We start from the raw sequence: 19,948 nt of genomic DNA, 5'->3' as shown, positions 1-19,948 counted from the left end.
GCCTTGCATGGCGGGCATGCGCGGACTAATATGGATAGATAGCCTACCTATATTGATGATCCCATGACCCCTGACGAAGACTTTCCCATCCCCGAACGCGCGCTGGCGCTGTCCGATGAATTGCGCACGGCGTTCAAGCGCCTGCTGCGCTCCATGCAGCGCGAAGGGGGCGAGCTGGAAGGCGGCGTATCGATGATGCAGTACATGCTGCTGGCGCTGATCCACGAGCAGCCCGGCATCGGCGTGGCCGCGCTAGCGCGCCTGCAGAACGTGCGCGGGCCGACCGTCAGCGCGCAGGTCAAGTCGCTCGAAGAGGCGGGTCTCGTCGAGCGCAGTGCGCCCGATCCGCAGGACCGGCGCCGTTCCGGCCTGCACCTGTCCGCGCATGGCCTGGCCATCCTCGAGGCCCTGCGCGCGCGGCGCCGCGATGCGCTGGCGCGGCGCATCGCCCGCCTGACGCCGCAGCAGGTCGATGCGCTGGCCGCCGCCATGCAGCCGCTGCTCGAGATAGGCCGGGCATGAACGGCCTCGGCATACCCGCAGGCGCAGAGGCGCCGTTGACGGAGCGCGAAGTGCGCGCCACCTACCTGGGCCTGATGGCCGTGCTGGGCCTGGGCGCGCTGGACCAGAGCATCGTCGCGACGGCCTTGCCGCGCATCGTCGATGACCTGGGCGGCATGGCGCACCTTTCGTGGGTGGTGACGGCGTATGTGCTGGCCTCGACGGCCACCATGCCCCTGTACGGCAAGCTGGCCGACCAGTACGGCCGCCGCCCCATGATCTTCACTGCCTTGCTGACTTTCCTGCTCGGTTCCGTGCTGTGCGGACTGGCGCAGAACATGACGGAGCTGATCATCTTCCGCGCCATCCAGGGCCTGGGCGCGGGCGGTTTCATGCCGCTGGCGCAAATCATCATCGGCGACATCGTGCCGCCCGCCGAGCGGGGCAAGCGGCAAGGCATGGTGCCCATCGTGTTTGCCGTCACCAGCGTGCTGGGGCCCGTGCTGGGCGGCGTGATCACGGATGCCTTGTCGTGGCACTGGATTTTCTTTGTCAACCTGCCCGTCGGCGCCGCCGCCTTCGTCATCATCGCGCGCGCCATGCGCAAACCCGCGCCCGCGCATGCGCACCGGATCGATTATCTTGGCTCCGCCTTGCTGACGGGCGCCGTCACGGCGGTGCTGCTGGTGCTGGCATTGGGCGGCACCGAGTGGCCGTGGGATGCGCTGGCCATCAAGGTGTGCGGCGGCGTCGCCGTGATGCTGGGGATCTGGCTGGCCTTCCACGTGGGGCGGGTGGATGAGCCCGTGCTGCCGCCCGACCTGTTCGAGAACCGCACCTTCAATATCGCCAGCCTGGTGATGGCCATGACATTCATGGGCCTGATGGGCGCCAGCGTCTTCTTTCCCCTGTTCTTCCAGCTGGTGATGGGCACCAGTCCGGCGGAGTCCGGCGTGATGACGGTGGCGATGATGGTGGGGCTGGTGGCGTCGTCGATGTTCAATGGCCGGGTGCTGTCGCGTTCGGGCAAGTACAAGATGGTGCAGGTGGCGGGGCTGGCCGTGGCGGTCGTGTCGTTTGCCGTGCTGGCCTGGGCCATGGAAACGTCGCGCGGTTACTGGATCATCGAGCCGGCCATCTTCTTCCTCGGCACGGGGCTGGGACTGGTGATGCCGAACATGACGATTGCCGTGCAAAATGCCTTGCCGCTGGCGCGGCGCGGCGTGGGCACGGCCATGCTGGCCTTTTTCCGCTCGCTGGGCGGCTTGCTGGGCGTGACGGCGTCCGGCGCCATCCTTGCGCGCCAGCTGCACCAGCATGGCGTGGAAGCCGTTTCGGCGCTGGGCGCGCAGGCGGCCGTGCAGACGGTGGAGGTGTACCGCCATGCGATTGCCAGCGTGTTCGGCGCCGGCGCCGTGCTGCTGCTGGTGGGGCTGGTCTTCCTGCTGTTCTTGCCGGAACTGCCCCTGGAGGGGCATCCGGCGACGGTCAAGGACGATCAGTAGCGTTCCAGCCAGTGCGCGTACGGCGCCGGCAGGGTCCACGAGGCGCGTTCCACGCCGAGTTCCTTGGCGGCAAAATATGCCCAGTGCGGGTTGGCCAGATGCGCCTTGCCGACCATCACCACGTCCAGCTGTTCTTCCTTGACGACGCGCTCTGCAATCGCCGGCGTGCCGAAGCCCCAGGCGGACGAGACGGGCACGCCCGCTTCGCGGCGGACTCGTTCGGCGATCGGGCCCATGAAAGCGGGACCCCACGGAATCGACACGTCGGGAATCGTGAAGCCCATGCTGACGCTGAGCATATCCATGCCGGCATCCTTGAACTGGCGCACGAGGGCTATCGATTCGAGCAGGGTTTGCTCGTCGCGGCCGTCGAATTCCAGTACGCCGAAGCGGATCGTCAGCGGCAGGTGCTCGGGCCACACTTCACGCACGGCTTTCAATGTTTCCAGCAGGAAGCGGCTGCGGTTTTCCAGGCTGCCGCCATAGATATCGTCGCGCTGGTTCGAGTGGGCGGAAAAGAAGCTTTGCGCCAGGTAGCCGTGGGCGAAGTGCAGCTCCAGCCATTCGAAGCCCACTTCGCGGGCGCGCACGGCCGCGTCGACGAAGTTCTGTTTCACTCGGGCAATATCGTCGAGGTCCATGGCGCGCGGCACTTTCGGCAGGCCGCCGCCAAAGGCGATGGCGGACGGGGCGATGGTTTGCCAGCCGCGCGCGTCGCCTTGCGCGATATGGTCGTCGCCTTCCCATGGGCGGTTGGCGCTGGCCTTGCGGCCCGCGTGGGCGATCTGGATGCCGGGAACGGAGCCGGCCGCCTTGATGGCCTTTACCACCGGCACGAAGGCTTGCGCCAGATCATCGTTCCAGATGCCCGTGCAGCCTGGCGTGATGCGGCCTTCGGGCGCCACGGCCGTCGCTTCGACGATCACCAGGCCCGTGCCGCCGCGCGCCATGCCTGCGTAGTGCGACAGATGCCAGTCGTTGGCCTGGCCATCGACGGCCATGTACTGGCACATGGGCGGCACGGCGATGCGGTTGCGCAGGGTGATGCCTTTGAGGGTGTAGGGCTGGAAGAGGGCGGACATGGTGGCCTTTGTGTTTGTTGGTGGAAATGTCAGGGAATGCTGATTCGGTAGTTCGTAAATATTCGAATAATGGAATTAGTATAGCGCATGCTGTATGATTCTGCTCATGCGCCCACACAAACATCCTCCCGCCAGCGAATTCGTCCTCGAGCGCGTGCTGTACGCCTTGAGTGATTCCATCCGCCTCGACATCGTGCGCCACCTGGCCCGCGTCGATGCGGCCGCTTGCGGCGACCTCGACGGCGGGCGGCCGAAATCGACCGTTTCCCACCATTTCAAGGTCTTGCGCGAAGCGGGCCTCGTCTACACGGAAAACGCGGGCACGACGCACATGAACACCTTGCGTCGCGCCGATATCGAGAGTCGCTTCCCCGGCTTGCTGGACGCGATTCTGGCGCAGCAGCCCTTGGCGCCCGAGCCGCCGCAGGCGGAAAAGCCGACAGTTTAGCCGCCTGCCGTGCCCCGCCATTTTCCAGGCTCGGCTATGATATCGGCCTTTCGGTAAATCCTCAGCCGCACGCCTGTTGCGCGATGGGCTGGCGACACTGCCTGGCATGGCAAGGGATGGGAATGACGGCAGCAGCAGTGGTATCACAGGCGGACTTGGCACATCGTCCGCAGTTTGGCTGGATCAATGGTTTGAAGGCAGGCGCGGCGCAGTTGATCGTGTTGCATCACCTGGCGTTTTACGGCCCCATGTCCGACTACGTGCAACCCCTGTGGCCCGAGCTGCTAGGCTGGCTGGGCGGCAGCGCGCGCATCGCCGTGCAAGTGTTTCTCGTCATCGGCGGCTTTCTCGTCGCCAAATCCCTGTCACCCGCCGGCTGCCCCGGCATTGCCGCGCCGCTGCAGGCGATCTGGCGCCGCTATGCCAAGCTGGCGCCGCCTTTCCTGGCCGCCACCTTGCTCGCGGCCATCGTCACGCCCGTGGCCGGCATCTGGATGCTGCACGATTCCATGTCGGCCGCCGTCACCCTGGGCCAGCTGAGTGCCCATGCCTTGCTGCTGCATGGCGTGCTCGGCTATGAATCGCTGTCGGCCGGCGCCTGGTACGTGGCCATCGATTTCCAGCTGTATTTGCTGACGGTATCGCTGCTGTGGCTGGGCGGCCGCCTGGCGGGCCAGCGGCGCGGGCATTGGCTGATGCCGCTGGCCGTCACCGCGGGCATCACTTTTTCCTTGCTGTATTTCAATCTCGACGCGGGCTGGGACAACTGGGCGCCGTATTTCTTCGGCAGCTACGGTCTCGGCATGCTGGCCTGGTGGGCCAGCGATCCGGCCCGCAAGCCGGGGGGCATGACCGTGCTCATGGCCATGGCCGCCGTGCCCGTCCTGCTGGCCCTGGCCGTCGACTACCGCAGCCGCATCGCCCTGGCCCTGATCGTCGCCTGCGCCCTGTTCCTGTTCGGCCGCGCCCGCACCCCGTCCCAGGGCGGCGCCTGGCGCATCGTCAACACCCTCGGACGCATTTCGTATGCCGTGTTTCTCGTCCACTTTCCCGTCAGCCTGCTGGTCAATGCGCTGTTTATCAGCTATGTCCCGCTTGAGCCGGAGTGGCAGGCGCTGGGCATGCTGGCGGCCTGGGGTGCCAGCCTGGCGGCCGGTGCCGCGTTTTACCGCTGGGTGGAGGTGCCGCTGGGGCGGGCGATGGGCAGCGTGGTGGCGCATCTGGCCGGGAGGCCGGCGCTGGTGTCGCGTTAAGGGTGATGTAGTCGTCCTGATGGCGCCCTTGTTCGCGAAACAGGGCTGGCTGTTTCTATTATTTGTTACTACAATAAATAATGAGAATCACTTTTGATGCTGTCAAGCGTGAAAAGACGCTCAGGGAGCGTGGTCTCGACTTTGCGCGTGCGCGTGTAGTGTTTGGCGGCCTCACCATTACGCTGCCGGACCAGCGCCAGGACTACGGCGAACCCCGCTTCATCACTGCAGGTTGGCTCGACGAGCGTCTGGTTGTACTGGTCTGGACGCCGCGTGGCCGGGCGCGCAGAATCATCAGCATGAGGAAGGCAAATGAACGCGAAATCGACAAATACAAGCAAAGCTTGGGCTGATCCCGACGATGCGCCTGAATTGACGGACGGTTTTTTCGAGCAGGGTGTCTGGCAAGTGGGCGATAAGCCCGTTTCCCGTCCCGAGGCGCAGCAGGAAGCGGTACGCCGCCGCGGCAGACCCGCTGGCACTGGTGGCAAAATCAGCACGACCATACGCTTCGATGCCGACATCCTCGAAGCCTTCAAGGCCACCGGCGATGGGTGGCAAACACGCATGAATGATGCGTTGAAGGAGTGGCTGCGATCCAGGCAAGCCTAGAAAACAAAAAAGCCAACCGCGAACGGTTGGCTTCTTCATAGTATTTGGTAGGCCGTGCGGGATTCGAACCTGCGACCAACGGATTAAAAGTCCGCTGCTCTACCAGCTGAGCTAACGACCCAAAAACTTTTTACAACAACTTCGGTAACACTGTGCCGTAAAAAAATGCTTGCTATAATAACTCGCAAGCAGATCAGTACTGCGTATTCGTGGTAGGCCGTGCGGGATTCGAACCTGCGACCAACGGATTAAAAGTCCGCTGCTCTACCAGCTGAGCTAACGACCCGAAGAAGAAAGATTATAGGGGGTGCCCGGGATTCTGTCAAACCTAACGGGCAACTTTTTCCCCGCTTTTACTTTTTGCCGCCCCGTTCCTTGGCCGCCTGGGCCGCGCTGGAGTCCGGGTAGCGCGAGATCAGGGCGTTCAGCGTCTTGGTCGCGTTCGGCTTGTCTTTCAGCTCCGTGTAGCAGCTGGCGATGTTGAGCATGGCGTCGGGCGCTTTCGGGCTGTCCGGGTAGTGTTTCAGCACGGCCTGCTGTGCCGTGATGGCGCTCTTGCAGTCGCGCTGGGCGTAATAGGCGTTGCCCAGCCAGTATTGCGCGTTGGCCGCATAGGCCGATTCCGGATAGCGTTTCACGAAGCCGTCCAGGGCCGTCACGGCGCCCTTGTAGTCGCCCGACTTGAACAGGCCGAATGCGGATTCGTATGCGCTTTGCTCGGACACGCCCACGGCCGCTTCCTGGCCGTCGATGGTGACTTGGCGCGGTTCGAGCTTGCGCAGGCGCGCGTCGATATCGGTGTAGAAATCCTTCTGGCGCTTTTGCGTGTTTGCCAGGTCGTTGCCCAGCACTTCGATCTGGCCGCGCAGGCGGGCGATCTCTTGCATGGTCTGGTCGTGCTGGTTGAGCAGGCTCAAGGTGCTGGTCTTGTCCGCCTTGGCGTCGATGCGGCTGTTCAGGTCGCGCGCCATGGCGTCGACCTTGGCGCGCAGCTCGAGGATGGCCTTGCGTGCTTCGTCGTCATCGAACAGGGCGGCGTTGGCATGCAGGGGCAGGTAGGCAAACGCGGCCATCAAGGCGGCGGCGACGCCGGCTTTCGAGAATGTCATCATGAGTCGGGCTTTCAAAAGTTACGCAAACATGCAAACGGGGCGCCGGGCGGTGAATCACCGCGCTGCGCCCCATTATTATGCCTATGACTGGCCAGTTAGGTAAGCGTCAATGCTGCCGCGCTCACCCCTGAACATCAATAAACGATGTCAGCGCGGCGGTTTTCTGCCCATGCTGCTTCGTTGCTGCCTTGAGCTTTAGGCTTTTCTTTGCCCAGCGACACGGCTTCCATTTGGCCTTCTGGCACGCCCAGGGCTGCCATCGACTTGCGCACGGCTTCAGCACGTTTCTGGCCCAGGGCCAGGTTGTACTCAGCGCCACCGCGTTCATCGGTGTTACCTTGGATCAGGATCTTGCGGCTAGGCGTTTTCACCAGGTAGCCAGCGTGGTTTTGCACAACTGGGGTGTCCGCTTCGCGCACGACGTATTTGTCGAAGTCGAAGTAGATGCTGCGGTTAGCCAGCACGCCTTTTGGATCGTCCAGTGGATCGACCGATGCGGTCGTTACTGGCTGAACTTGACGGGTGTCAACTGGAGCGACGACTTTTTCAGGAGCGCGCTCAACCACTGGGGTCTCTGCTACTTTGACTGGGGTGCTGCAGGCGGACAGCAGGGCTGCGGTAGCGGCGATGAAAGCCAAACTTTTAAAGTTACTCATTTTTATTCTCCGGGTCATGGTTAAAGGTGAAACTGTACAGCATTTACTTCATAAAAGGACCCCAGGTGGGCTCCTTGATATTGCCAGCTTGCGTAGTCAAACGCTGTTTGACGCGGCCATCCACCGATACCACTGCCAGCGACTTGCGTCGTCCGGATTCGGTCGCGTACATGATATATTTCCCGTTGGGCGAAAAGCTCGGTGATTCGTCGTTGGCGGTGTCCGACAGGCGCAGTTCCTGGCCACTAGCCAGGTCGAGCGCGTAGAGCTGGAAATTGCCGTCGCGACGGGAAATATAAGCGAGTGTCTTCCCGTCGGATGAAATCCGCGGGCTGATGTTGTAGGAGCCGCCAAACGTCACGCGCTTGGCTTCGCCACCGCTGGTCGACATGCGGTAGATTTGTGGTCCGCCGCTGCGATCGCTGGTGAAATAAATGCTTTGGCCATCGGCCGAGAATTGGGGTTCCGTATCGATGCCGCTGCTGGTGCTGACGCGGCGCAAGCCGCTGCCGTCGGCATTGACGGTGTAGACCTGGGTATGGCCGTCGCGCGACAGGGCCACGGCCAGGCGCGAGCCGTCCGGGCTCCAGCTTGGCGCCGAGTTGCTGCCTTTTTCATTCGACACGATGGTGCGCTGGCGCGTCACCAGGTTTTGCACGTAGACGATGGGCTTTTTCTTTTCGAACGAGACATACGCGACCTTGGTGCCGTCCGGCGACCATGATGGCGAAATGATCGGCTCGTTCGAGCGCAGGGCGACCTGGATGCCTTCGCCATCGGCGTCGGCCACTTCCAGGCGGTATTCGCGGCCCGATTGCGTGACGTAGGCGATGCGCGTGGCGAACGCGCCTTTGACGCCCGTCAACTTTTCATAGATATCGTCGGCGATCTTGTGCGCCAGCAAGCGGTTGAATTGCGGCGCGGCCGCATTGTTCATGCTGGAGATCTGGGCGCCCTTGATGGTGTCGAACAGCTTGTAGCGCACGTCCAGGCGGCCATCGGCCATGCTTTGCACGGTGCCGGCCGCCAGCGCGTCGGCGCCGCGCGATTTCCATTGCTCGTAGCTGACGGGCGCCGTTTCCGACACGGGCGCATCGGCGTCGATCAGCTTGAACACGCCGCTGCGCGCCAGGTCGGCCTTGATAATGCCCGACAGCGACTGCGGCGCCGCCGATTCATTGACGAAGCTGGCGACAGCCACCGGAATCTGGTTGCTGCCGATCCCCGTAATCTCCACGCGCAGCTGCGCCTGGGCGCCGGCGGCTCCCAGCATCAGGCCGGCGCAGAGCACGACATAGCTCATTTTTTTCATGGTCATCATTTAGGCAAATCCTTCATCTCGAATATGAGTTCAATCTCGCGTTCCACGGTGCCGTCTTTTTTCTTCGGCAGTGGCGACGATTTATTAATGGCGTTTTCCACCGAGCTGTCATACGCCGGCAGGCCGCTACTTTTAATCTTTCGGACCGAAATAATTTCCCCAGTTGGCAGTTGCTCGATCTTGAACACGGCGCGCGGGTTGCCCGGCACGTCCGTGCTACCGCTGTACGCGATATTGCTCTTGATCTTGCTCGTCAGGGCAGCGACATAGCCGCTGTCCTTGCGTGGCGCGGTCGCTTTCGCGGCCGTACCTGTTGTGCCTGCACCTGCAGCGCCCGTGATGCGGCGCATTTCCGCCTCACGCGCCTTGTCGGCGGCTTTTTTCTCTTCCGCCGCTTTTTTCGCCTTGGCCGCTTTTTCGGCCGCCGCTTTTTTATCGGACAGTTCTTTCTCGGCTTTTTCTTCCGCCGCTTTTTCTTTCTCTTTGGCTTGCTTGGCTTTCTCCAGCTTGTCGGCCTTTTCTTTTTCCAGCTTTTCAGCCTTGTCTTTTTCTTTCTGCTTCTGTTTTTCCAGTTCGCGCTTTTCTTCCTCGCGTTCCTTCAATTCCTGCTTGCGGCGTTCTTCCGCTGCCGCTTTCTCTTCTTTCAGCTTGGCCTTCTTGCGTTCGAGGGCGATCTCCGCCTCGCGCAGGTCGACCTTCGGCTCGGGCGCGGCCACGGGCGGCGGTGGCGGCGGGGCCGGCTGTTCCACTTGCGGTTCCGGCGGCGGCGCCGGTGTCGGTTCCGGTTCCGTCGCCACTTCGGGCGGCGGCGCGGCCGTCTGCACTTTCAGGTCCCACACTTCCGCTTCGACGGCGACAGGTTCCGTATTTTGCCAGTGTACGCCCACCCACAGGAAAAACAGCAGGCCAAGGTGCATCGCCAGCGCCAGGCCCAGCGAGGGCCAGCGGCTGCGTTCGCGCGGCACGCTGTAGGGCTTGCCGAGTACATGGTCGATTTGTTTGGTCTGCAAAGTCTAGTCTATCTAAAAACGGTCAAGTCTGGAAACAGGGTGCTGCGCTTACTTGGTGGCCAGGCCGACGCGGGTAATGCCCATTTTTTTCGCTTCCGAAATGAGCTGGATCACATCGTCGTACTTGCTTTCCTTGTCGCCCGCGATCATCACGGGATAGTCGGGATTGCTTTCGTGCAAACCGCGCAGCTTGCGCAGCAGGGCGTCGCGGTTCGGTTCCGTTTCCGGCGACAGCTGTTCCTTGCCGATGACGCCGATCGACAGCGAACCATTCGGCTTTAGCACGATCTGAATATAGTCATCGGGCGGTTTCGCCGACTTTTCCGCGTTGGGCAAGTTCACCACGCTGGGATTGTTCGACGACGGCATCACCATGAAAATGATCAGCAGCACTAGCATCACGTCGATATACGGCACGACGTTGATCTCGGACTTGAACTTGCGGCCACGGCCACCGCGCATGCCGCCACTATTAAAGGAGGAACCCATGGACCTTGCTCCCTCTTAGCGCGACTGGCGCTGCAAGATGTTGGAGAATTCCTCGACGAAGCTCTCGAAGCGGATCGCCAGGCGGTCGATGTCATGCGAAAAACGGTTGTAGGCGACGACGGCGGGAATGGCCGCGAACAGGCCGATGGCGGTGGCGATCAGCGCTTCGGCAATGCCGGGCGCGACGGCGGCCAGGGTGGCTTGCTGCACGTTGGCCAGGCCGCGGAAGGCGTTCATGATGCCCCAGACGGTACCGAGCAGGCCGATGTACGGCGAGACGGAGCCGACGGACGCGAGGAAGGCCAGGTGCGATTCGAGCACGTCCATTTCACGCTGGAAGGCGGCGCGCATGGCGCGGCGTGCGCCGTCGAGCACAGCGCCGACGTCCAGCGCTTCGCGCGAACCGTAGGAAGCCTTGCCCTTGATGAATTCGCCCATGCCGGCATCGAAGATGCGGGCCAGCGCGCCGCTCTGGTCGCGGTTGCCGCTGGCGTTCTGGTGCAGCGCATGCAGGTTGCCGCCGGCCCAGAAGCTGCGTTCGAATTCGATGGTTTGCTTGCGCGCCTGGCGCACGGCAAACATCTTGCGGAAAATGTAGGTCCAGCTGGTCAGGGAAATCAGCAGCAGCAGGGCCATGATCAGTTGCACGATCAAATGGGCATTGGAGATGAGCGCGAGGAAAGAAAGATCTTGTGTAACGTTCATTGGCTGGCAGTCTGTTGGGTGAATTGTCCGGAGGTGGCGGGTAGGGCTCAGGCGGCGCGCATGCGGGCCGCGACTGCATCAGGCACGGCGCGCGGGCGCAGTGCCGAATCGACGCAGCCGATCTTGACGCGGGCCGTGTTGAGCAGGCGGTCGCCGCACCAGGCTTGTTGCAGGAAAACGATGGAGGCACGCCCCATTTTTTCTATGCTTAAGGTTAATCTTACCGTGTCATCGAGCCTGGCTGGCGCATGATAGTCGGCGTTGACGCTTTTGACAACGAACATCGCGTCATGCTGTTCCAGCAATTCCTGCTGGCCCACGTCGATGGCGCGCAGCCATTCGGTGCGCGCGCGCTCGAAGAATTTCAGGTAGTTAGCGTAATAGACGATGCCGCCGGCGTCGGTGTCTTCATAGTAGACACGTACGTTCCAGGTAAAGACTGAAGGCATGTTTATTGCGCCAGTAGTGAGATTGAGCAACATTTTACGCGATTTTTCTTCTTGTGACTGTGGGCGCTTGCTGGAAAGCCATGCAAAAGCTGCATATAAGTTGCACCGCAGCATTGTAAATCCGGCGTGTGCAATGGCAAGCTTCGTAACATACGCTTACATGCCATGGCCAGGTTTAAGCCCAGCTTAAAAGCCGCGGCCATCCCCGGGGCGGCCTGTGGCCGCGCCCGGGCTGCGATAGCGCGCGGCGATTATAGCCGCACGGTTGCATTCCTTGCTCAATTTGGGTACTTAACTTACAATTTGACTTCCATTACGTCTCACGTGACTGGCGAAAAGTCGGGCGATCTCCATGAGTGGCGGTCGGCAAACCGGCGAAAGGTGGGCACCCACCGGGAAACGTGAGATTTTTCATCAGCCGTTCGCCTGGGTAGCCACTATGGAAAAGCACGAAGAGGCTGCCTGTCCAATGTTGTTATTCACTTAACGCCGGCTCCCCTCATTCGATCCAACCTGCCAGTACAAGCACCCTCATACTTGGAGTTTTTACATGTTTGCAAAAGATCACAACCTCGCCAACGTCGATCCTGAATTGTTCGCCGTCATTCAAAAAGAGAACACGCGCCAGCACGACCACATCGAACTGATCGCGTCGGAAAACTACACGTCGCCAGCCGTAATGGAAGCGCAAGGCTCGCAGCTGACGAACAAGTACGCCGAAGGCTACCCGGGCAAGCGCTACTACGGCGGCTGCGAATACGTCGACGTGGCCGAGCAACTGGCCATCGACCGCGTGAAACAGCTGTTCGGCGCCGAATGCGCGAACGTGCAGCCGAACTCCGGCTCGCAGGCGAACCAGGGCGTGTTCTTCGCCATGTTGAAACCGGGCGACCTGATCATGGGTATGTCGCTGGCCGAAGGCGGTCACCTGACCCACGGCATGCCGCTGAACATGTCCGGCAAATGGTTTGACGTCGTTTCCTACGGCTTGACGGCGGAAGAAGACATCGACTACGAGGCAATGGAACGCCTGGCCCGCGAACGCAAGCCCAAGCTGATCATCGCCGGCGCGTCGGCATTCTCGAAAAAGATCGACTTCGAACGCTTCAGCAAGATCGCCAAGGAAGTGGGCGCCTACTTCATGGTCGACATGGCCCACTACGCCGGCCTGATCGCCGCCGGCCTGTACCCGAACCCGGTGCCGTTCGCCGACTTCGTCACCTCGACCACGCACAAATCGTTGCGCGGCCCGCGCGGCGGCATCATCCTGATGAAGGCCGAACACGAAAAAGCCATCAACTCGGCCATCTTCCCGGGTATCCAGGGCGGCCCGCTGATGCACGTGATCGCCGGCAAGGCCGTCGCCTTCAAGGAAGCGCTGAGCCCTGAATTCGTCGAATACCAGAAGCAAGTGATCAAGAACGCCGATGTGCTGGCGAAAACCCTGATCAAGCGCGGCCTGCGCATCGTGTCCGGCGGCACCGAATCGCACGTCATGCTGGTCGACCTGCGCGCCAAGAACCTGACGGGCAAGGAAGCCGAAGCCATCCTCGGTTCCGCGCACATCACCTGCAACAAGAACGGCATCCCGAACGACCCGCAAAAACCGTTCGTCACCTCGGGCATCCGCCTGGGCAGCCCGGCGATGACGACGCGCGGTTTCAAGGAAGCGCAAGCGGAAGAAGTGGGCAACCTGATCGCCGACGTGCTGGACAATCCGCATGACGCAGCCACCATCGAGCGCGTGAAAGCGGCCGTGAAAGTACTGGCCGACGCGCACCCTGTGTACGCAGCATAATTATTTGTCCAGAATGTGTCATACGGAGTAAGATTCTGTATGACACATTCCAGTCGTGCCCAAGGGCGCCCGGAGTGATTCGGGCGCCCTTTGTACAAGGGCGGCGATTTCCCGTAATTATTACTATAAAGTTGTAGCCAGCCCATGAAATGTCCATTTTGCCAGCACGGCGACACCCAGGTTCTCGATACGCGCGTATCGGAGGAAGGGGATGCCATTCGGCGCCGCCGCCGCTGCGGCAAATGTGACAAGCGTTTTACCACGTACGAACGCATTGAACTTATCATGCCGGCCGTCGTCAAAAAGAATGGCAGCCGGACGGAGTTCGCTGCGGATAAGTTGCGCGGCAGTTTGATGCTGGCCTTGCGTAAGCGTCCCGTCGCGGCCGCCTCTGTGGATACGGCCATCGCGTCCATCCAGGAAAAGCTGCTTACCAGCGGCTTGCGTGAAGTCGAATCCGGCTATATCGGCGAACTCGTCATGCAGGAACTCAAGCGCCTGGACAAGATCGCCTACATCCGCTTTGCCTCCGTCTACAAGAATTTCGAAGACCTGGCCGAGTTCCAGGACGCGATCGCCGAAGTGGGCCAGGCGCGCAAGCCCTGACGCTCACCCGGACATTCACTTTGCCGACAATGGGGCCGCTCCTGCGCCCCGTGTTCACCATGCCGGCGCTTGCCTGGCAAGCGGTCTGATCAATCCCACCGCCGTTCTTCTCGACTTATCATCGTCCTGTTTGCGCTAGCGCAGACGCGGGTTTTTGCGCGCGCCTATCTTGTAGCTGGGCCGCCTGTTTGTGTGGCTCTTTCTGCGGAAGGGAGTAGCGCATGCACAAGGACGGTCGCACTATGTTTCCTGCGGGTGGCAGCAGCCTTGTCGAAGTGCTGGTGTCGCTGCTGCTGTTGGCGCTGGGCCTGCTGGGTGCCAGCATCCTGCAATTGAACGCCCTGCGCGCGCGCCACGAGTCGGCGCTGCTGTCGGCGGGCGTGCAACTGGCCGCCGGCATGGCCGAGCGCATGCGCGCGAATAACGTGCTCATGAATGGCCCCGATGCGGGCAATCCCTACCTGAACGTGGCCTACGCGGCGGCGGACGGCGCCGAAGCTGGCGGTGGCGCGCCGGACTGTCTTGGCGCTGCCGCCTGCAGCGCGGCCGAACTGGCGCAATTCGACATCGCCGAATGGAAGCAATGGCTGCATGCGGCCTTGCCCGGCGCGCGCCTGCGCATCTGCCGCGACCTTGCCGCGTGGGACGCCGCCGCCCAGGGCTTGCAGTGGGCGTGCAGCGGCGGCAAGGGCGCACCCATCGTCATCAAGCTGGGCTGGCGTGGCCGCCTGCCCGATGGCTCGCCCGCCGTGAATGCGGCAGGCGAGTCGCTGCCCAGGCTGGCTTTCCAGCTGGGCGGGGGCGGCGCATGAACGGCGGGCATCGTGGCATGAGCCTGGTCGAATTGCTGGTGGCCCTGTCGCTCGGTGCGCTGTTGATGCTGGCCGCCAGTAGCGTGCTGCTGGCGGCCAGCGGCAGCTATGGCGACCAGTCCGCCAGCGCTCGCCTGGATGACAACGCCCGCTATGCGCTCGACGCCATCGCCCGCGCCGTGCGCCAGACGGCGTATGTGAACTGGGATAGCAGCGCCGCGCCCGTCGCCCATGCCGATTATGACAGCGCGAATATCGCCGGGCTCGACGCGCGCAGCCTGGGCAAGAACAGCGACGGCATCAGCGGCGCGCTGCCCGGCGCCCTGCATGGCAGCGACGTGCTGGCCCTGCGCTATTACGGCGCCGGCAAGGAAGAGGGCGGCGACGGTTCCGTCCTCAATTGCGCCGGCTTCGGCGTGGGCGCCGCGCAAACGGAGGCGCAGCGGGGCTGGAGCATTTTCTACGTGGCGCAGGGCGCCGATGGCGAAGGCGAGCTGCGCTGCAAATACCGCGGCACGAACGGCTGGGGCGCGGACGCCGTCATCCGTGGCGTCGATGCTTTCCAGGTACTGTATGGCCTCGACACGGATACGCCGCCAGACGGCGTGGCGAACCGCTATGTCAATGCCAGCGCGCTCGACGCCTACGATGCGGCGCTGCTGCTGGAGGGGGCGGACGCGGCTGCGCGCCAGCGCGATTTTCAACGGCGCACGCACTGGAAACGCGTGGCCAGCGTGCGCGTGGCGCTGTTGCTGCATGGCGAGGCGGGACCGGCTGACAAGATGGCGGAACTGGGGCCGGTGCAGTTCGACCTGTTCGGCAAGGCGTATGCCGAGGCGCATGGCGCCGGCGACACGGGCGTGCGCATCGCGCGCGCATCCTTGCCTGCCGCGACGCGTTCGCGGCTGCGGCAACTGGTGCAGACGAGCATCATGCTGCGCAACGGGCCGGCCTAGGCGGGCGGCGCGATGGCTGGCGCGGGCGTCCGCTGTTGCGTGCCTTGGTGCCCACCTCGTGCGCGATGCTGCGGCGCCACCCTCGTGTATGTGCTGTGCCTGCTGGTGATCATCTTGCTGCTGGGCATTTCGGCGGCGCAGATGGCCTTGCAGGGAGAAAAGGCGGCGCGCGGCGAGCGCGACCGGCAGATCGCGTTTCAGGCGGCGGAGGAGGCTCTGGTGGATGCGCAGAACGATATCGAAGGCTTTCCCGGCGCGCCGGGACGCAGCAGCCTCTTCGCGCCAGGCAGTGCGGCCGGGTTCGCGGACGGCTGCGGCGAGGGGGGCGCGCTAGGCCTGTGCCTGCCCGCGGCCCCGGAGGCGCCGGCCCTCTGGTTGAGCATGGACCTCGATGGCGCCGAAGGAAGCAGCCGCGCCGTGCCGTATGGCCAGTTTACGGGCGCCGTCATGCAGACGGGGCAGGGTTTCCTGCCGTCGCGCCGGCCCCGCTACCTTATCGAACTGCTGCCGTTTCACCCGCCCGGCGCGCAGGCCACGGCAGTAGTTGGCGGCCTGGCCACGGAAAGCTATGTGTACCGCATCACGGCCATCGGTTTTGGCGCGCAGGAAAGCACGCAAGTCGTGTTGCAAACTTATTACCGCAAGCAGGCGGCTGGAGTGGGGCCATGAGGGCGTCGTGGTTCATCTTGCCGCCCACTTTGCCGTCCACTTTGTGGCCTGCTTTGCGGTTTGCCCGGCGGCATGCCGGCTGCGTCTGGCTGTTGCTGCTGGCCTGCCTGGCTAGCCTCTGTTGCGGCGGCGCCCTTGCCGCCGCCGTCCCGCCGGTGACGCTGGCACGGGCCGACGCGGGCTTGCACGGCGCCAGGGTGCCGCCGAATCTGTTGCTCAACCTGTCCCTCACGCATGCGGCAGCCGCTGCCGCGCATGGCGGCGAGTATGCGCCGCAGCGCGAGTATGCAGGGTACTTCCATGCGCGCATGTGCTACAGCTACCCGTATCGCAGCAAGGATGGCGTCATGCTGCCGGACTTGCGCGTAGCGACCGCTTACTTCTCCGTGCTGAAGCCGGCCGATGCGCTGCACGGTTGCGGCGGCGACAGTTTCAGCGGCAACTTTCTCAACTGGGCCAGCACCAGCATGCTCGACCTCGTCCGCTACGCGCTGACGGGCGGCGACCGCGTCATCGACGAAGTGCGCAAGACGGTGCTGCAGCGCGCCTACCTGCCTGACGCCGACAGCCCCATCGACTTTTTTGCCCACCCCGTCTTTTTCCCGCGCAAGGTCTTGCAGGCCGGCGTGGCGGCGGCGACGCCATTTGCGCTGGCGCAACTGGCCATCGTTTCCTGCCGCAACCGCCTGCTGTTCGGCGACGCCAGCCTTGGCCAGTCTGCGGGCGGCACTTGCGATGCGCCTGGCCTTGCTGCCACGCACGGGGTGTTCCTCGCGCGCGTGCGCGTGTGCGACGCTGACGAGGGGCCGCTGCGCGACGACTTGTGCCTGGCGTATGGCAAGAACTACAAGCCGGTGGGGGGCGTGCAGCGCCATGGCGGCAGGGTGCGCGTGGGCGTGTTTGGCCATTTGAACGGCATGCCCGCCAGCGCCGGCCCCGTGTATGGCGGCGTGCTGCGCGCGCCGCTGGCCCATGTGGGCAGGCAGCGCTGGACGGCGCCCGACTATTTGCCGCAAGACAATGCCGGCGCCGAGTGGCATCCCGCCACCGGCGTGTATGTGGCCGAAGCTGTGGCCCAGGGCGCGGGCCTTGGCGGCGGGGTGACCGCTTACATCAATGGCCTGGGCCGCGGCAATGCAGGGCATCCTGGCGCGTACGCCAGGGCGGCGCCGCTGGCCGAATTGCTGTACGAATCGCTGCGCTACCTGCAGGGACGGCAAGCGAGCGCCCCGGTGCCGCCTGTGACGGCTCCGCCTGCCATCGACGACGGCTTGCCGGTCGTGACCCAATGGAGCGACCCGCAAACGGCCAGTTGCCAGCGGCATATCGTCGTCAGCCTCGGCGATGCGGGCATGGCGGGCGACCGTTACGTGCCCGGCAATGTCCCGGTCACTCCCGCCGCATCCGGCGACCGCGCCCGCGCGCCGGACAATTTTGTGCCGCCGCCGTTCGATGCGATGGCCTGGACGCATGCGGTGGGCAGCCTGGAAAGCGGCGGCACGCCCGGCAATCCCGCACCACGGCCGGAGCTGGCGGCGCTGGAATTGCTGGCTGACGGGGCGGGCGGCGCCAGCTACCATGCGGCGGGCCTGGCCTACTGGTCGCACGTGCAGGCCTTGCGTCCCGGCGGCAAGAACGACGGCGGTGCAAAGGTCGAGCACTATGCGGGCGACTTGCGCCAGGGCGACCCGGCCGGCGAATCTGCCGCCACTCCCGCCGCCACCCCCTTGCTGCTGGCGTCCAAGTATGGCGGCTTTCTCGATGCGAATGGCGACGCCAACCCCTTCAAGAGCGCGACGGGCGGCGCGCTGGATGAATGGAGCCTGGACGGCCGCTGGCCCGGCCATTACTTGCCCGGTAGCGATCCTGCCGCCCTGATCGCGGGACTGCGCGCAGCCTTCGCGGCAGCCGATAAGGGCACCTTGCCGGCGGCGCTCGCAGGACCGGCCCTGATGGCGCTGGCCACCGGCACGGAAGAGGCATACTGGTTCCAGACGCAGCTGCGCCTGGCCGATGGCGGCATGACCTTGTCGCGCACCGCGTTTGCCGTGGGTGCCGATGGCGCATTGCTTCCTGGCAAGCCATGGTGGACTGCCAGCGGACAGGACAAGCCCGTGCCGGATGGCGCGCCCGCGTCCTTGCGTCCCGTCTACACGCTCGACGCCCAGGGCAGCCTGATGCCGCTGGCCTGGAACCGCCTTGACGCAGCGCAGCGCGGCGCATTCGACAGTGGCGATGGCCGGGGCGAGGCGCGCCTGGCGTACCTGTTGGGCCAGCGCACGCACGAGGTGGGCCAGCCAGGCGGCTTCCTGCGGCGCAGGTCAGGCAGCCTGGGCGCGGCGCCATACGGCAATCTGCTGTACGTGGGCGCGCCCGGGCTGGGCATGCCGGGCGCCGGCTATGGCTTGCACCGCCAGGCGCTGCTGCAGCGGCGCAAAATGCTGTACCTGGGCGCCAGCGACGGCTTGTTGCATGCCTTCGATGCGCGCACGGGCAGCGAATTGTTTGCCTATCTGGCGCAAGCGCTGCTGCACCTTGCGCCAGCCGCTGCAAGCACTCACTACAGCTCCGGCCCGCTGCTCGACGGCGCGGCGGCCACGGCGGAAGTGCTGGCGCTGGGACATTGGAAGACGGTGCTGGTGTCGGGCATGGGCGGCGGGGCGCAGGGCGTGTTTGCGCTCGACATCACGGACCCGGCGCGCTTCGCGCAAGACGGGGCGCTGTGGGAATTTACTGACCGCGACGACAGGCTGATGGGCAATGTGCGCGCGCCGCCCGCCTTCGCCCGCATCAATATGGGCGGCAAGGAGGGCGCGCCGGCCTACCGCGATTTCGCCATCGTCGCCAGCGGTTACAACAACTATGTGAACGATGGCAAGGACACGACGGCGCCCGCGTCGGCCGCCGCCATCTTCCTGCTGGCGCTGGACAAGGCCCCCGGCACGCCATGGGTGTTGGGAAGTAATTACTTCCGCCTCAAGGTGCCCGTGGCGAGTGGCGGCGGCCATTACGCTGGTGCGAATGCGAATGTGGATGCTGAGGTGGACGCGGACGCCATGCCCCAGGCGCTGGGTCCGCCCGCCGTGGTGCCGGGCAGCGACGGCGCGCTGGCGTACATGTATGCGGGCGATTTGCAGGGCAATATCTGGCGCCTCGACATGGCTGGCGGGCCGCCGTGGAAGGAGGGGCAGGGACGCAAGCTCGTCTTTGTCGCGCGCGATGCGCAAGGCCGGCGCCAGCCCGTGACGCAGCAACTGAGCGTGGCCTACGCGCCCGGAGGCGGCTATGTGCTGCTGTTCGGCACGGGCAAGCTGGTCGAAGCGGCCGATACCTGGCCTTCCGCCTTCCTGTCGCAATCGTTTTATGCCGTGCACGACGATGTGCGGGAATCATCTTCCACGCGCAGCCGGGCCGACCTGGAGCAGCGCAGCCTGGGCGAGGCGACGGGCGGCGTGCGCGTCGACGGCGCCGAATTGCGCTACACGGGCAGCGACGCCATGCGCGGCTGGTACCTCGATTTTATGCAGACCGCGCAGACGGGCGAACGCAGCGTCAGCAGTCCCGTATTGGCCGCCGGCAAGGTGATCTTCAACACCGTCTTGCCGGGGCGCGACCCTTGCTCCAAGCCGGCCACGCGCCTGTACGTGCTCGATGTGCTGAGCGGTTTTGCCGCCGATGGTGCCGGTGTCGTGCAGGCGGGCGCGCAGACGGGGCGCTTGTTCGATGGCCTGGCGCGCGCGCCGCCGCTGGCGCTCGAACTGAACAGCACGGTGGGCGCCCCGACGGCGGCAGGGCGGGCCGAGGGGCGCAAGGAACTGGCCGTGCTGCAACCGGGCTTGCCCGGCGCAGGCAGCGGGGCGGCGCTCAAGGTCGTCAGCGCATCGCTGCCGGCCCGGCGCCTCAGCTGGCGTGAAGTGGCGAACTGGCGCGAATTGCACGAGGCGGCCAAGAAAAAATAGGCGTG

The 19,948-nt window shown here is 64.2% G+C and carries 20 protein-coding genes, 2 tRNA genes and 1 riboswitch; of the genes, 12 read left to right on the top strand and 10 right to left on the bottom strand.

Annotated features, from left to right (window positions below):
• Positions 1 to 63 precede the first annotated feature (63 nt).
• Positions 64 to 522: a MarR family transcriptional regulator gene (locus tag O0881_RS16125; RefSeq protein ID WP_289912167.1), complete on the top strand. Its 459-nt coding sequence runs from the start codon at positions 64 to 66 to the stop codon at positions 520 to 522.
• A complete protein-coding gene (locus tag O0881_RS16120; RefSeq protein WP_289912166.1) occupies positions 519 to 2,006 on the top strand; it encodes an MDR family MFS transporter in 1,488 nt (495 codons plus the stop codon). Before O0881_RS16125 ends, O0881_RS16120 begins: the two co-directional genes overlap by 4 nt.
• Here O0881_RS16120 and O0881_RS16115 read toward each other — a convergent pair.
• The gene (locus O0881_RS16115) at positions 2,000 to 3,088 is read right to left on the bottom strand and encodes an NADH:flavin oxidoreductase/NADH oxidase (RefSeq protein ID WP_289912164.1); all 1,089 of its coding nucleotides are present in this window, start codon (positions 3,086 to 3,088) and stop codon (positions 2,000 to 2,002) included. The two genes, O0881_RS16120 and O0881_RS16115, sit on opposite strands and share 7 nt — an antisense overlap.
• Positions 3,089 to 3,194: 106 nt before the next feature.
• Between O0881_RS16115 and O0881_RS16110 the strand changes: the two genes are divergently transcribed.
• From O0881_RS16110 to O0881_RS16095, 4 genes are all read left to right on the top strand, one after another.
• A complete protein-coding gene (locus O0881_RS16110) occupies positions 3,195 to 3,536 on the top strand; it encodes a helix-turn-helix domain-containing protein (RefSeq protein ID WP_099668182.1) in 342 nt (113 codons plus the stop codon).
• 122 nt (positions 3,537 to 3,658) lie between these two features.
• Positions 3,659 to 4,789: an acyltransferase gene (locus tag O0881_RS16105; RefSeq protein ID WP_289912162.1), complete on the top strand. Its 1,131-nt coding sequence runs from the start codon at positions 3,659 to 3,661 to the stop codon at positions 4,787 to 4,789.
• Positions 4,790 to 4,869: 80 nt separating this feature from the next.
• Positions 4,870 to 5,142 (top strand): BrnT family toxin, encoded by a 273-nt coding sequence (locus O0881_RS16100; RefSeq protein ID WP_289912160.1) that lies wholly within the window; start codon positions 4,870 to 4,872, stop codon positions 5,140 to 5,142.
• Positions 5,102 to 5,401, top strand: a complete 300-nt coding sequence (locus O0881_RS16095; protein ID WP_289912159.1) for a BrnA antitoxin family protein — start codon at positions 5,102 to 5,104, stop codon at positions 5,399 to 5,401. The genes O0881_RS16100 and O0881_RS16095 overlap by 41 nt, the downstream gene beginning before the upstream one ends.
• A 45-nt stretch (positions 5,402 to 5,446) precedes the next feature.
• Here O0881_RS16095 and O0881_RS16090 read toward each other — a convergent pair.
• The 9 genes from O0881_RS16090 to ybgC form a co-directional block, all read right to left on the bottom strand.
• Positions 5,447 to 5,522 (bottom strand) — tRNA-Lys (locus tag O0881_RS16090).
• 89 nt (positions 5,523 to 5,611) lie between these two features.
• Positions 5,612 to 5,687 (bottom strand) — tRNA-Lys (locus tag O0881_RS16085).
• A 67-nt stretch (positions 5,688 to 5,754) separates the two neighbouring features.
• On the bottom strand, positions 5,755 to 6,513 hold the full coding sequence (ybgF, locus tag O0881_RS16080; protein WP_099664974.1) for a tol-pal system protein YbgF: 759 nt from the start codon (positions 6,511 to 6,513) through the stop codon (positions 5,755 to 5,757).
• A gap of 134 nt (positions 6,514 to 6,647) precedes the next feature.
• A complete protein-coding gene (gene pal, locus O0881_RS16075) occupies positions 6,648 to 7,169 on the bottom strand; it encodes a peptidoglycan-associated lipoprotein Pal (RefSeq protein WP_034786578.1) in 522 nt (173 codons plus the stop codon).
• 43 nt (positions 7,170 to 7,212) lie between these two features.
• Positions 7,213 to 8,490 (bottom strand): Tol-Pal system beta propeller repeat protein TolB, encoded by a 1,278-nt coding sequence (gene tolB / locus O0881_RS16070; RefSeq protein ID WP_289912158.1) that lies wholly within the window; start codon positions 8,488 to 8,490, stop codon positions 7,213 to 7,215.
• Positions 8,487 to 9,500 carry a cell envelope integrity protein TolA gene (tolA, locus tag O0881_RS16065; protein WP_289912157.1) on the bottom strand — a complete coding sequence of 338 codons (1,014 nt, stop codon included), beginning with the start codon at positions 9,498 to 9,500 and terminating at the stop codon, positions 8,487 to 8,489. The genes tolB and tolA overlap by 4 nt, the downstream gene beginning before the upstream one ends.
• Positions 9,501 to 9,548: 48 nt before the next feature.
• On the bottom strand, positions 9,549 to 9,989 hold the full coding sequence (locus O0881_RS16060; protein WP_223278896.1) for an ExbD/TolR family protein: 441 nt from the start codon (positions 9,987 to 9,989) through the stop codon (positions 9,549 to 9,551).
• 15 nt (positions 9,990 to 10,004) lie between these two features.
• Positions 10,005 to 10,694 (bottom strand): protein TolQ, encoded by a 690-nt coding sequence (gene tolQ / locus O0881_RS16055; protein ID WP_034759183.1) that lies wholly within the window; start codon positions 10,692 to 10,694, stop codon positions 10,005 to 10,007.
• A gap of 47 nt (positions 10,695 to 10,741) precedes the next feature.
• The gene (gene ybgC, locus O0881_RS16050; RefSeq protein WP_046682324.1) at positions 10,742 to 11,143 is read right to left on the bottom strand and encodes a tol-pal system-associated acyl-CoA thioesterase; all 402 of its coding nucleotides are present in this window, start codon (positions 11,141 to 11,143) and stop codon (positions 10,742 to 10,744) included.
• Between the two features lie 314 nt (positions 11,144 to 11,457).
• A riboswitch (ZMP/ZTP riboswitch) is annotated at positions 11,458 to 11,582 on the top strand.
• 111 nt (positions 11,583 to 11,693) lie between these two features.
• Between ybgC and glyA the strand changes: the two genes are divergently transcribed.
• From glyA to O0881_RS16020, 6 genes are all read left to right on the top strand, one after another.
• Entirely contained in the window at positions 11,694 to 12,941 is a 1,248-nt protein-coding gene (glyA, locus tag O0881_RS16045) for a serine hydroxymethyltransferase (RefSeq protein ID WP_034786580.1), read from the top strand.
• Positions 12,942 to 13,085: 144 nt separating this feature from the next.
• Entirely contained in the window at positions 13,086 to 13,547 is a 462-nt protein-coding gene (nrdR, locus tag O0881_RS16040; RefSeq protein WP_077401309.1) for a transcriptional regulator NrdR, read from the top strand.
• Positions 13,548 to 13,768: 221 nt separating this feature from the next.
• Positions 13,769 to 14,359 carry a type IV pilus modification protein PilV gene (gene pilV / locus O0881_RS16035; RefSeq protein WP_289912155.1) on the top strand — a complete coding sequence of 197 codons (591 nt, stop codon included), beginning with the start codon at positions 13,769 to 13,771 and terminating at the stop codon, positions 14,357 to 14,359.
• A complete protein-coding gene (locus O0881_RS16030; protein ID WP_289912154.1) occupies positions 14,356 to 15,315 on the top strand; it encodes a PilW family protein in 960 nt (319 codons plus the stop codon). Before pilV ends, O0881_RS16030 begins: the two co-directional genes overlap by 4 nt.
• 84 nt (positions 15,316 to 15,399) lie before the next feature.
• Entirely contained in the window at positions 15,400 to 15,984 is a 585-nt protein-coding gene (locus O0881_RS16025) for a pilus assembly protein (RefSeq protein ID WP_289912153.1), read from the top strand.
• Positions 15,981 to 19,943, top strand: coding sequence for a PilC/PilY family type IV pilus protein (locus tag O0881_RS16020; protein WP_289912151.1), 3,963 nt, complete (start codon positions 15,981 to 15,983; stop codon positions 19,941 to 19,943). The genes O0881_RS16025 and O0881_RS16020 overlap by 4 nt, the downstream gene beginning before the upstream one ends.
• Positions 19,944 to 19,948 lie beyond the last annotated feature (5 nt).

The organism is Janthinobacterium sp. SUN100 (genome assembly GCF_030397705.1).
Classification (GTDB): Bacteria; Pseudomonadota; Gammaproteobacteria; order Burkholderiales; family Burkholderiaceae_D; genus Janthinobacterium; species Janthinobacterium kumbetense.
The sequence above is the reverse complement of the archived record's forward strand: the minus strand, read 5'-3'. Positions and strand labels throughout refer to the sequence as shown.